The following is a 12,945-nucleotide window of genomic DNA, read 5'->3' on the forward strand; positions in this document are numbered from 1 at the left end:
AAAAAAAGGAGTCAGGCTGGCAAATTAAGGAGCAATGGGATTTGAATTAAAAAATGATAAAAAGGCGCTTGAAATAGCCTTTGATGAAAATGATTTTAGCAATCACGGCTTCAAAGAAGACGTTTTTGAAATGAACCTGCCTTTTGGGCAAGTAATGGGCAGGCAATGGCTTTTTGACGGCATCAAGATTCTATATTCTGAAACTAATCTTGACAACCCTGCCGAACTGGACTGGAAAGGAGATACGGAATTGGTAGCCATGCATTTTAACCTTCAGGGAAGAACCTCCATCAAACAGGATGGAATGGACAATTCTTTTGAGCTGAATAAAAATCAGCATAATTTATTCTATGGCACCAATGCTGAAGGCAAAATGAAATTTGATGAATTGCGGATGAAGTCATTTATGATTCAATTCGAAAAGAATTCTTTTTTGAGAATGTCCAAAGACGGGAATGAATCCCTTAAAAGGTTTGCCGGCAAAATAGCTTCGGGAACCCCTTCGGCTTTTTCAAATTCCAATCTCAATATCAATCTGCCCATACAGACCTGCATCAATTCTATTTTGAATTGCGAGTACTCCAGCGGATTAAAAAGATTGTTTCTTCTATCCAAAACAATTGAGCTGCTTGTTCTGCAGGCGGAATCATTCAATGCTTTTCAAAATTCAAAATCCCAATACATAAAACATGATTACGACAAAGAGCGGATCGTATTTGCCCGCGATTATCTGGGTAAAAATATTGAGTCGCCTCCCACACTGGCTGAATTGGCCAAAATAGCAGGAATAAACGAATACAAGCTGAAGCGGGGTTTTAAAGAAATGTTTAATCAGACAGCCTTCTCCTACCTGTCTGACTTGCGTTTAGAGCTGGCAAAAAACGATCTGCTTGACGGCAGAAAACTGGCTTCTGAAATCGCATTTGAATTGGGCTACTATTCATTGCAGCACTTTAGCAATGCATTTAAGAAAAAGTTCGGCATTGCCCCAAGCCAGGTTAGACGCTCCGGATAAGGCAATACAGGTGTTTCTTTATTGTATAAAACACCTGTTCTCACTAACAAGACCCAGCCGCTAGAATCTGTGTATTTCAACGAGTTTATTCTCACAACATCCTTAATTTTAAGAAACTCTCTACAGAATAAAGCCATATAATCTGCTGTTCCTATTTAATAATCTATTCTATTTACAAAGGTTTTAATATCTTTTATTAATAAATCATTTTCCTTACTTTTTATAAGAATTAATATAACATCATTTAATTTAGATAAATAAATTTTCTTATTTTTTTCATTTATTTTAATCTCGCTTTCGGGTTTATTTCCAGTTAAAAAAATGGAATTAATTTCATTTAAAGATTTTGAGCTCACTTTATACTGATGTTTTTTTAGTGTTTTTTTTTCATCTGTACAATTTGCACAAATTATAATTTTAGGAATTGGTTTGTCAATATTCCCAGTCCACTCAATACTTACTTTTTTAGAATCAATATTATTGTCGGTCATTTTCATATTTGTATTACAATGAAAAAACATTAAAAAAATTAGAAACTTCATATTTAAAAAGAATTTAGTAGAAAATTTGATGGTTTTATTGTCATAAGCGGTGCTACAAAAGATTGGTAGTTTCTCATATCAAACCCATAACTAAATGTATGCAACTCATGGTAAGCATTATTAAATTTACCCACTAAAGAAAGTTCTCCTTGCCACCAAGAATTACGAATTCCACCTCTATTCGGACTATCATAGAACTCTACAATATAACCCCTAGAAGTGTTTGTCTGTCCCGCTAATTCTCACCTTGTGTAATAAAAAGGTAAATTATCATCATTAGGTCTTGGGGGGTCAGTATATATTTGTGAAGTACCGCACAAAGGATGGTCAGTTCTAATTGTTTGAACCCAATTATAGTCTGTATATTTTAAATTTCGGAATTTGCAATTTAAGCAGCACGGTGAGTACTAGATGGTTCTATCAATAGTCAATATCAATCTTTTTCCCACGATCATCTATAAAATACATAAATCTCTTACTATCTAAATATTTTACATCCACTTTACAAGTTTTGTCAAACAATTTACTATAAAATAATATTTCATAGTCTATAGATTCATTTGGCATTAATACTATAACTCTTTGAGCAATACCTTCAATTACACTTTCTTTATCATATAGATTGTTATTAATTATACTATTCTTTTTAAATAATTTTTGGGCATACCTTAATTTAAGAGATGTTAAAAATTTATCATACTCTTCTTTTTCTTCACATTTGAAGTTTTTTCTTACCCTTGGTTTGATAAAAGGAAGGCAAGGTATTTGTTCTTCTTTTATTGATTTCCCATTTTTAGAGACATTCATTGAAATATTATCAGAAGAGATAAATAAAGTGTCTTTAGTGTTATTCCTCAATTCAAATAGTAAAAAATTCATATATCCCATTGAATCTGACCTATACTCCAAATAAGAGATATCTATTTTATTTTCTTTTTTTTGCATCCCAACACAAATAAAAAGAAATAAACAAAACCTAAATAGATTAATTGTTTTCATATTGCTATATTTAAAAACCTGGTACATTTATATAATTATATCTTCCTGTCGGATCTTTTCTGTAATGAGACTGATTCCCCATATATCCTTTTACCATACTTCCATCTATTACGTCACTATGTTCTAATGAAAAATCTATTGAATACTGATATGCCGCATATTCAGAAAAAGAAAAATTATAATTACTGCCAAATGTCATACGGTGATATGAATGTATGAATTCGTGCCCCATAGTAACTTCCAAAAATTCACCAGGATATAATTTATGATAGTCAGAAATATAAATTCTACGATCAGAAGTAGTAATCCCTCCTGTGGGGCCTTCTGGTCCAACAATCATCATTTCCTTGCTATTATAACTATAGCCTTCAACTTCTCCTTTTTTCATCTGGCTTCCCCATTTAAGAGATGTTACACCATACTTTGCTTTATAGTCATTTCCAAATTTCTCTTTTGCAAATGCATCAATCTGTAGTATCCCATAATTGAATGCATTATTATACGCAACCTTATTTTGATTAACATAACTATTATATAGCTGTGAATTTGCTCCCGCTCCGCCAAGATTCATCCATTGCTGGCTGGTCACCCCATCTGCCCCATCTGCTAACTGGTTACCATACCATTCGGAATACGCTCGGCCATATTCGTTTTTTAATCGCTCCTCTTCGTCCTTTTGGGCTTTTTTAGCCTTCTCTTCTTTGGTAAGCCAGCCGCTAGGAAATCTGTTTTCCGAAGGCAAGGACTTATCTGTTCTCAAGAGATACAACTTCTAAATCTACCTCTTGACCATCTTTTAACTTTTCTTTTTCAACCTGAAATTGAAAAATTTCTATTTTTTATATATGTCATAGAATGCGACAGCGATATAAATTATCATTTGAAGAATTTGACAACAGATGTCTCTCCAATCTCTGTCAAAAATTATCCCAGACCAATTAAAATTTTCTTTTTAAAAATCCAAACATCATTTTCTTTTTCAAAATAATATCTATGATGAACCATACTTATTCCCATTCTTTTTTTTACTTCAATACTTGATTTGTTCCCTTGAACACTAAAATTAAAAAAAGTTACAAACAAAGCACTTGTATCATAATTATCAACTTTCACAATCTTAATTCTGTAATTTGATTTAAAATTAATCAAATCTTCTTTTCGCAAATTAAATCTTAAATAAGATACCTCGTCATTTGTATTTAATTTATCCTCTGTCACTAAAATTGAATCTAACAAACTAATTCTCATTTGTTTCAATCTGACAGGTTTATAATTTTTAAAATCCTTATGAGAAACTTGTGAAACAGGCATTTTGTTAATGTCAAAACTTTCAACAGAATCAATTAAAATATTTATATTTTGTATTACTAAATTCCTGTTTTCTATTGTTTCACTCTGTTTTTTACAACCTAACAATAATAAAATAATTACTATTGTTAATACTTTAAAATTTCCAATCATACATTTCGGCAATTTTTGTTGAACCTATAATCCCATTTACTAATCCAAAAACTCTTTTTTCAAACATCTGTCCTGCTTCATATTTGTCAACTAATGAAGGTAATCCATTCCAGTATCTGCCATAATGGACCAATTCGTGCAAAACTGTAACACCTGCCAAAAATGATCTTCCATTCAAATTTTCGTAAATTTTAAACTTTGCATAATCAAATCCACCTTTGTCTAAGCTTGACACTAAATGTTCACTGATATGAATATTTTTGTTATCTCCCGAACCAGAAAACTGTCCCCATTCAGCTGTTCCACCAACTTTCACCATACTGACAAGGTTTACTACAGATAATAAATTTAATATTTCTTTGTTAGAATAGCCACTATACAAAGACATAGACTCCAAAACAGATGGATGATCATTTACATAGGTTTTCAAGTTTGAAAGAACTCTGTAGAAACCAGGATATTTTTCTTTAATCCCGCTTATCTGTTGCATCCCATGATTGAGCCCGCTATTAATACCGTCCCAATTTTGATTGACATAGCTATTATACATTTGAGAATTTAATCCTTGACCTCCCAGACTCATCCATTGCTGATTGCTTATCCCATCTGCGCCAATACCGTACTGCCTGCCATACCATTCGGCATACGCTCTGCCATATTCGTTTTTTAATCGCTCCTCTTCGTCCTTTTGTGCTTTTTTAGCCTTCTCTTCTTCCGTAAGCCAGCCGCTAGGATCTGTATATTTCAACGGATTATTCAGCACATACCCATATCGGTTATAGTTCTGGGTATTGCCCGGATCCTGAACATAATTATCCGTCTGCAAAAAACGGTGCAGTTTAGGATCATACAATCGCCCGTTCATATGTATGAGACCGACGCTTTGCAAATGCTCATGCCCCGTATAGCCCCTATCCAATATGGTAAGACCATTTAATGTATTGCCTGCTCCATCCTGCACTTTTATGACAGCGCCCCAGGCATCAAAAAGCCTTTTTTCCACAATCGCTCCTGCGGCATCTGTAATTGCCAGAATACTTCCCTGATAGTCCCGATGTAAATATAGATAATTTTGGACAGTGCCATCACTTTTTAATACTATAGGGGCAGTGTAGCCATCGCCTCCTATATAGGTTACAAATTCTACCGCGCCTGTCGTGATATTCTGTTTTGCCTCCATACTGCCATCGGCAGAGTAGTATTTGCGATATTGGCGCTGCAGTTTATCGGCTTGTATGCCTCCATAGAACATTGCGCTTCTATTATTGCTGTCATTGTACATAAAGCTTATCTTGTCTTTTCCTGCCTCTTCTACCTGAAAAGGCGCCTTAAAGGCATTGTAAGCAATATTCTGTGTCGGATATGTCTGATAATGGCTTAGGGCTTCAGGACTTAATGTCACCGACGTATTTTGATACGCTTTATTTGTATTGGCGTAATTGTAAGTTCCCAGCTCATTTTGAGTAATCCTGCCGCGGTCATCATAAGCCTGGATTGGTTTGAATAATCTATTGGCGGTAAGACCGGTTATAACAAAGACATTGTTTGCTGTGGTGTTTGCTTTTTCAATCCTGAGAACCAGCGTTGTGTATTGCGTTACGGTATGCTCAAATGTATTTGTTCCCGATGCGAGCTCTTTTTTGAAGTAAAGTGTAGAGCCTGCGCCTACTTCCTGAATGTATATTTTAAAGATGTCAGAACCTGCTCCTCTGGAAATCATTAAATTTACACTGATTTTATCGCCAATTGCGGCTCCCGTCAGAAGCGTCTTTTTTAGGGCAGCCCCTGCAGCTGTTGCCTGCGTCACAAGTACCGGCCCAGAATATGCTGCAGTTGCACCTGCTTCTGTTTCATAACCGGAAATATTGTTATCGTTAGCGTTTTGCTGAAGAAAAACTCTTTCCGCAGTGGCGGCAGTCAATCGGTCCTGGCTGTCATACTCAAAATTTTCAATTTGATTAAAGAGGCTATTGGTGCGGCTGCTCAAATTGCCCTTTTGTGCGTCAAATACAGTTGTGAGCGCCATTATGTTTATTGGGGTGGTGCCTGTTTTGTCGCTCTTGAATTGAGAGGCAAAACCAAAAGAGTCGTAGGTGTTGGCAATAGCAATATTTCCATTAGCCATAGTTGCGCCGGTAAGCTGTCCTCTAGCATTGACCGTATTGGTCTGCCATAACACTTGCTGCGTTGCATTATCTTTCAGCTGCCAATGGGAACCATTTTTATAGGTATGCACAACGGTTTTGCTGCTTGTTTTTCCAGCTGCGCCGGCTGTGGAAGTTTCAGTGTCCACTCTGCCAAAAGCATCGTAAGTAAATTGTTTTGTAAAAGTGCCATAAGGCATGGTTTCAACAGATGAAAGCAGCCTTTTATTAGCGTCATAAGTATAGGCCGTATTTGTGGCCGCATTGTTCTCTGAAACATTTACCAGAGAACTTAGCGCCAATAATTTTGTTGTGCCGTCATAGGTGTAGGCCGTCGTAGTGCTTGTATTCGTTCCCGCTATGGCTTTCTTTATTACTTTTCCCACCGCATCGAGCGTGTAGGTTGTAGTTCCGTTTGGCGAGGTTTCCGTTAAAATTTCCCCAAAATCATTGTAGGTATAGGTATATTCACCAGCTGACGGATCTGTCAATTTAATTTTTCTGCCCCAGCCGTCCTGCTCAATTGTTGTGGCTACTCCATCATAATTTGATGATTTGAGATTGCCATTGGCAAAATAACTATAGGTAATCGTTCCTCCGGGAGTATCGGTTATGCTTACCACATTTCCTAAAGCATTTTTAGCTGTTGTTTTGATTTTAGTGCCATCATTTACCGTAGCGGTCAATCCGGAATAAATGATATTGACAGTTTTGCCGGTAAAGCTGCTATTTTGAATTGGCCTGCCATAGACATCGTACTGGGTTTCGTTCCACTGTGTCGGACCGCTGCCGGAATACGGTTCGCTTACCTTAAAGTTTCTATCATAAATATCATAGAGATAGGATATGCTGGAGATATTTCCATTGAGATCTTTTACGCTGGCTGTCAGTTTTCGTCCCAGGTCATCATAAAGCTCTTCGCTGTAGCTGCCGTCATCTCCCGTAACTGCTGTTTTTGATTTTCCGCTGATTTTGGTGTAGCTGTAAGTCTTGCTTTTCCCCAAATAATCGGTGATTTTTGTTTTTTTACCCCAAGGATCATATGCATAGCTTGTTTTGATGGCATTGTTCCAGGAACTGAGCTCGGTCTGCCTATTTTCTGATGTTAAGGTCCCTTCCATTATGTTGTATTCATATGCTGTTTTGAATCCTTCCGCATCTGTGGTTTCGGTCAAAAAGCGTCCGGAATAAGGCATCGCTGTTTTGTACTCATAATTAAGCACCCTAGGCGCCAATCCTGAAGCTGTTATTGTTTTTTTAACAATATTGCCAAATCCGTCATAGTCATTATCTTCGGTAATAAAGCTGGTATTATGCCCTTTTTTCTTTACCTGGGTCAATAAGCCGCCTGTGCTGTATGCGTATTGCTCTTCAGAAGTCATCACATCTCCAGGCACTGTTACGCTTTTGGCCTTGTTTATTGGCCTTCCCACTACATAAGGCGAACCCGAAGGGGCGGCATAAGTTATGCTGCTTATGGCAGTCTGTTGGGTTGTCCCCCCTTCTTTTATAAGAGTTGTCGATTGTGTGGGATTATTATAATTATCATAAACAACCGTAGTCTGGGTGCTGGTATTCTCTAAACCGTTATACTGCTGCGCAATGGTATTTTTAAGTATAAAAACCTTATTGCCCAATACTTGGCTTTCGTATGTTAGAACCGATTTTGCTATAAAAGCAGCCGGCGTATCGGACGAAGGGGATGCATATCCCAATGCTGTGTAATTTTCAATATTTGCCCCTCTCAAATTGATGTCGTTTTTAGCAACGGTAGAAATAATTGGATTGCTGCCATCATGCCAATTGGTGCTCATGGCCGCCCTAAAACCAAGAAAGCCTAATCCCTGCAGATTGGAAACGGCCCCATAATAGCTAAACAGTCGTTTTTTATAGATGGCCGCGCTCTGCTTTTCCAGTTTGGTCACGACATGAACTGATGAGGCTGACTGGATATCTGCATTGGGGTAATTTTCGGTATAGCCGCTGTGGCTGTATATCGCATTGCTGCCCTCATTGGAACCTGTATCCAGCGGTTTATATGAAATCAATTCTTTTACACCATTGCCTGTCGTAATTGATTTGAGCAATTGGTCTTTAGCATTGTCCTTATTGGAATTAAAATAGAAAATTTTATTATTGCCCAGAAAAGCAATTTCCAGGGCTGGATTATAAGGTTTTTCCCTTGTTGTGATTCCCTTGCCGGTAGGCAGATATATAGGCAGTGAATTGAGACTAATATCAGACACATAAGGGCTGCTGGCTGCAGTCGAGCTGCTGCTGCTGAAAATCCCATTACTGTTTTTATAGGACGTGACTGTTAAGCTGCCTGCCGTGTTGCCTGCATTTCGGTCATTCTTTGTTAAAATCAGATCTGATTTCCCGTCCTTGTCATAATCGGATGCAGTATAGCTATAGGTAACTGTTGAGCTATTCTGCAAGTAAGAAATTCCGGAATAGGTGTCTGTTGCCTTTACTAGGCCGGATCCTGTCGCAGTGTATTTATACCAGGTGGCAGATCCATATCCGGAGGGGATAATGAAATCGGCCTTTGCGTCGCCGTTATAATCCCCTATTAGAATTGTCTTGCTGCTATCTATCGAGATGTCTGCATCGCTATAATTCCATAATAAAACCAATTGATTGGCATCATTCAGAGTATAGCCGGTTACTTTTCCGTTTTCAAAAACCATGAAATCCGATTTTCCGTCACCATTCACATCGGCTGTTTCGACTTTCGAAGAGGAATTTATTGCAAATGATAATTCTCCCGAATAGACTAAAAAATTAGCCGTATTGTCTCTTTTTAAATCAACAAAATAGACTTTTTTAGAACTGCATGCATTATCAATGGCAATCGCATCGGTAAGCCCATCGCCATTAAAATCTCCTGAAAGAATACTTTTAGGAATAATTTTATTATCGTAACAGCCACTCCCGGATGGCTGAATTGGAAAATTTACAATTCTGCTATATTGTTCAATTGCAGCAGTATTTACAGGATCGGCTGAATAAACAGTGAAAGTATAATTGGCATCTGTTTTTTTAGCGACAGTCCATCCCTGTTTAGGCATCAGCTTATTATTCAAACCTAGCCAGATAGTAGGAAAAACAGATTCAAATGCGCCTACATTATGTTCGTAGCCTATGTTTGTGGAATTACCGGAACTAATATTCGAAAACAGCCAATATTTTGCTCTGCTGCCCGTTCCTGCAGTGGGATAAAGTATAAACTCCATTTTTTCATCCCCATTAAAATCCCCAGAAATAGTCCCTGTGTTTAATGTCGTAATACTTCCAAGATTTAAGTTTGCTGTAATATTAGTATAAGATATCGAATCGGACGTGTCTTCATAAGTAAAAACTGTCGGATTATAGCTGACATCCCCCTTTGTTTCGGTCACGCTTATCAATCGTTCATAGCCTGAAGCATTGGCATTATATGCCAATTGATAACTTCTAAAAGTTGCCCCCAGACTGGTTACCTGAATTTTGTCAAGTATTTGTCCGTTAGTAAAACTTTGTCCTCCTATATAGTACTGCTCCGGCCTTATGCGCGTTTTATAAATAAACTTTGTGAAACTTAAAGAAGGATCTGCATTTTGGGAACCATAGCCGATAGTAGAGATATTGAGAACATTATTGGTTAATATATAAGTGTAGTTTATTCTGAGTCCCTGGGGGTTTTCCCAATATGTTATGCCGTATTCCATTATGCTTCTCGAATCTGTTGAATTGCCATAATAGGCTTTAGAGCCGTCAGGATATTCCGCTAAAAAGTATGCAGGCCCATATGCAGCCCCGCTGGGATGCACACCGTAAGAGGTTATTTTCACATTCGAAAAGCTTTCGGTTTCATATTGGGTTCCATTGGCTCCATAAGCACCGGAAGTGCCGTTTTTAACCATTAACCGTTGTCCGTCTAAAGCGAAACGATCTAAATTATCAAAATCAACCGGATCTATTGTGCCGTCATGGTATTTTGTTGAGGCTATTCGGGTAATTTTAGAAACTCCCGTAATGTTCCAGCCATATCCTGCCACGCCATTTCCTGACTGGCTGTTGTAAGCTAAACTTGTTTGGGGCATAATGCCGTTAATTCCGGGAACAGCTATAACAGGAATGCTGTAAGTCGCTGCTCCTGAAAGGGAAACGGATAATTGCCCGTCGGTAATGCCTACTTCTGCTGAATTTCCTGTCGGGGTTTGTCCTAAAATCAAATGGGTGGCAAAAAGCAGAATGAAAATGTATTGTTTTTTCATAGAATATTTTTAAAGTTTTTGGATTTGAGTATTCCTCAACAGCATTTTTTATTTTAAAATTTTTATTGTTTTTTGTTCTCCATCATTATAAACCAACACCACTAGATAAGTTCCTGCAGGATAATATGAAAAAGGGATATTTAGAGTATCTGCTTTACTGAGATCATTGTACATTTTTAAAACTTGTCCATTCATGGCATACAAATAGACAGAAGTGACCATTTTGTCTGCAACGAGTTCCCATTTAAGGTAAAGCTCTTGTTTTACAGGGTTGGGATAATATGAAATGAGATCTTCTGGGAAGAATTTTTGTAAATCTTCATCTTCTAATGCAGTAATCTCCTTCGTTTTCTCATCAGCCATTTTTGAGGTGGCGCAATTAATGCACAGCAATCGCTGAATCTGATTGCCTGCATTATCATAAGAAAAAGTGATTCTGTCCTGCGCCTGCGAGACACTGCAGCAGAAAAACAGCAGAAAAATAAAAGTTTTGTTCATCGGGTTAATTTTTAGGATAAATACTTTTGCAAAAAGCAGGCAACAGTTTAAAATCCAATCCAAAAATGCTTTTAAGATGAGCAAGGGACATCTATGCTGGATTGCGAAAAACTGCTTCAATAAGCTTGCTGCAGATTATCACGAATGTCATAAAAAAAAAGCGCCTGCATAGTCTCGTTTTGTATCAGAGAAAAGGGTCTTTTGTATTATTTTTTTTATATTATCCAATAAAAAACAATGTCTCTAACTTAGGATTTATAAAGGCAAAATGCTTGAGCTGTCTCTAATTTAGCCAGCAAACTTGAGGACATTTATTAAAATGCAGGATTGGATTTTGAGGCAGATAAATTTGGAACTGATGGCTTTTCTGCCGAAAAATCATTCAATCCCAAGCCAATTTTTCTTTGTCCTGTCCCTCTCACAAAGCCAAATGGCGCCAATTGAAGACAATTTGCGCCATTTTTTTATTATATATAATTGTTGCTCGACTGAAGCAAAAAGTCCATTTATTCCCTTCCGTTCTGTACGGGCAAAAAACACAATAGAAGTTCGAATGCCATAGATTAATAAAAACCATAAAATTACCCACCTAGCCCCTAATAGCCGCAGAAATCCTTCTGCGTCGAGGCTGGGCGCAGAAGATTGGAGCGAATAGTGGGAAGAGCTCCAAAAAAAATTTAAACTTTAAAATTATACGATCCCAACCTGCAATAATATTCTATTTTTACAGTTTAAACCCCACAAGCACACACACCACAGAACAGCAGCAATGCCTAAGCAGATGCAGCTCCCCGGAAGATCAGGAAAAATGAAAAAGTTTGAAATAAAAAAAACAGCCCCAGACAGCTGGATGGTTTCCCATAACGAAATGCCTAAGTTCACCTGCCTCTTTGAAGACAGGAAATTCCATTACAGCAGAACCATAACAGGGCTTTCAGATCCGATGGGCAACCTTGAAGAAATACAGCTGCTCCAGAAAATGGAAAAATGGCTCTCGCGCTACCATATAGACAAAATAAACGGCTGAAAATTTTGCGCCAACCAATTTCGGCCCGGCACATTTGCCTGATCCGTGCCCAAAATAGTGCGCCGGAACTTGCTTTACCAGTCCGCTAGCGCTCACGTGCAGCGTATAGCGGGAAGAGCTCATAAAAAAGCATTGCATATGCCTAAAAAATCTGAGCCATCGCTTCTCTGGATTTCCCTCCTTCCGATGATTTAACAGGCACACCCCGATATGAATTTGCTAGTGAAGATTTTATGGAGCCAATCTGCTATAGTGCTGCAGTTTCATTCTGCCAATCAGGCCATTGAGATAATCCAGAAGCACCAGTCCATCTTTTTCAGTAATCCTGCCGGCCAAATAGCTGTTCAATTCATCATTTTCATCGGCATACAGCTTGATTTTTTCCTGATTATTGCCAATGATGCTGAATTCCAGATCCGCAATCCTATCAGCGAGTTTGATTATGATTGCATTCTGGTTCAGGACTATTTTTTCATACATTGCCTGTTTCCTTTCTTTCCTGTTTTCCCCCTTGCCATCAGTCAGGGACCATACTATTTCAAAAATATGTATCCCAAACCTGTCAATTATTTCATCCCTGTCCGTATCTGTATCTTCCAGCACATCATGCAGCCAAGCGCTGCTCCATAAATCGATATTCATTTCAGTGTCAGGCAAAATGCCATTGCGCAGCAATACGCTAACTGCATTTATAAGGTGCGTCTCATAGGGGTATTTTCCATATTTCTGGTTTCCATGCTTTTCAGCCGCAAAACTTCTGGCCTCATCCACTTTTTTTCCTAATGCCCTTATGGCTGTCTTATAATCCATGGCGTCGCCTTCATCGAGCCAGCCCGAAGCATACCTGCTCATAAAAGATTTTAAGGAGCTCAAATCGCCATTCCACCGTCCGTTTTGGAAAGATTCCAAAGTGCCTGCAGAATCTCCAATTCTGCCTTCTTTAATTCTATAGAGCGTTTCGATGCCGTTATGGCTGCTGATATAATATTTATATTCCATT

Annotated in this window: 9 protein-coding genes; 2 read left to right on the forward strand and 7 right to left on the reverse strand. The window is 37.9% G+C overall.

Annotation, left to right across the window (positions count from 1 at the left end):
* The first annotated feature begins 34 nt into the window (after nt 1–34).
* Nucleotides 35–1,015: an AraC family transcriptional regulator gene (locus ACNRYB_RS17805; protein ID WP_473728158.1), complete on the forward strand. Its 981-nt coding sequence runs from the start codon at nt 35–37 to the stop codon at nt 1,013–1,015.
* 155 nt (nt 1,016–1,170) lie between these two features.
* Here the strand turns inward: ACNRYB_RS17805 and ACNRYB_RS17810 are convergent, their stop codons facing one another.
* The 6 genes from ACNRYB_RS17810 to ACNRYB_RS17835 all read right to left on the reverse strand — a co-directional run bounded on the left by ACNRYB_RS17810 (nt 1,171) and on the right by ACNRYB_RS17835 (nt 10,918).
* Nucleotides 1,171–1,506 (reverse strand): hypothetical protein, encoded by a 336-nt coding sequence (locus ACNRYB_RS17810; protein WP_473728159.1) that lies wholly within the window; start codon nt 1,504–1,506, stop codon nt 1,171–1,173.
* A 471-nt stretch (nt 1,507–1,977) separates the two neighbouring features.
* A complete protein-coding gene (locus tag ACNRYB_RS17815; RefSeq protein ID WP_473728160.1) occupies nt 1,978–2,556 on the reverse strand; it encodes a hypothetical protein in 579 nt (192 codons plus the stop codon).
* Nucleotides 2,557–2,566: 10 nt separating this feature from the next.
* Entirely contained in the window at nt 2,567–3,316 is a 750-nt protein-coding gene (locus ACNRYB_RS17820) for a hypothetical protein (protein ID WP_473728161.1), read from the reverse strand.
* Between the two features lie 164 nt (nt 3,317–3,480).
* Nucleotides 3,481–4,017, reverse strand: coding sequence for a hypothetical protein (locus ACNRYB_RS17825; protein ID WP_473728162.1), 537 nt, complete (start codon nt 4,015–4,017; stop codon nt 3,481–3,483).
* Nucleotides 4,001–10,420, reverse strand: a complete 6,420-nt coding sequence (locus tag ACNRYB_RS17830; protein WP_473728163.1) for an RHS repeat-associated core domain-containing protein — start codon at nt 10,418–10,420, stop codon at nt 4,001–4,003. The genes ACNRYB_RS17825 and ACNRYB_RS17830 overlap by 17 nt, the downstream gene beginning before the upstream one ends.
* A gap of 48 nt (nt 10,421–10,468) precedes the next feature.
* Complete coding sequence (locus ACNRYB_RS17835; protein ID WP_473728164.1) at nt 10,469–10,918, reverse strand: T9SS type A sorting domain-containing protein; 450 nt, start codon at nt 10,916–10,918, stop codon at nt 10,469–10,471.
* Between the two features lie 769 nt (nt 10,919–11,687).
* Between ACNRYB_RS17835 and ACNRYB_RS17840 the strand changes: the two genes are divergently transcribed.
* Nucleotides 11,688–11,945, forward strand: a complete 258-nt coding sequence (locus tag ACNRYB_RS17840) for a hypothetical protein (RefSeq protein WP_473728165.1) — start codon at nt 11,688–11,690, stop codon at nt 11,943–11,945.
* A 231-nt stretch (nt 11,946–12,176) separates the two neighbouring features.
* Here the strand turns inward: ACNRYB_RS17840 and ACNRYB_RS17845 are convergent, their stop codons facing one another.
* The gene (locus ACNRYB_RS17845; RefSeq protein ID WP_473728166.1) at nt 12,177–12,944 is read right to left on the reverse strand and encodes an HD domain-containing protein; all 768 of its coding nucleotides are present in this window, start codon (nt 12,942–12,944) and stop codon (nt 12,177–12,179) included.
* Between the last annotated feature and the right edge of the window lies 1 nt (nt 12,945).

It is taken from the genome of Flavobacterium sp. CR10 (genome assembly GCF_055814415.1).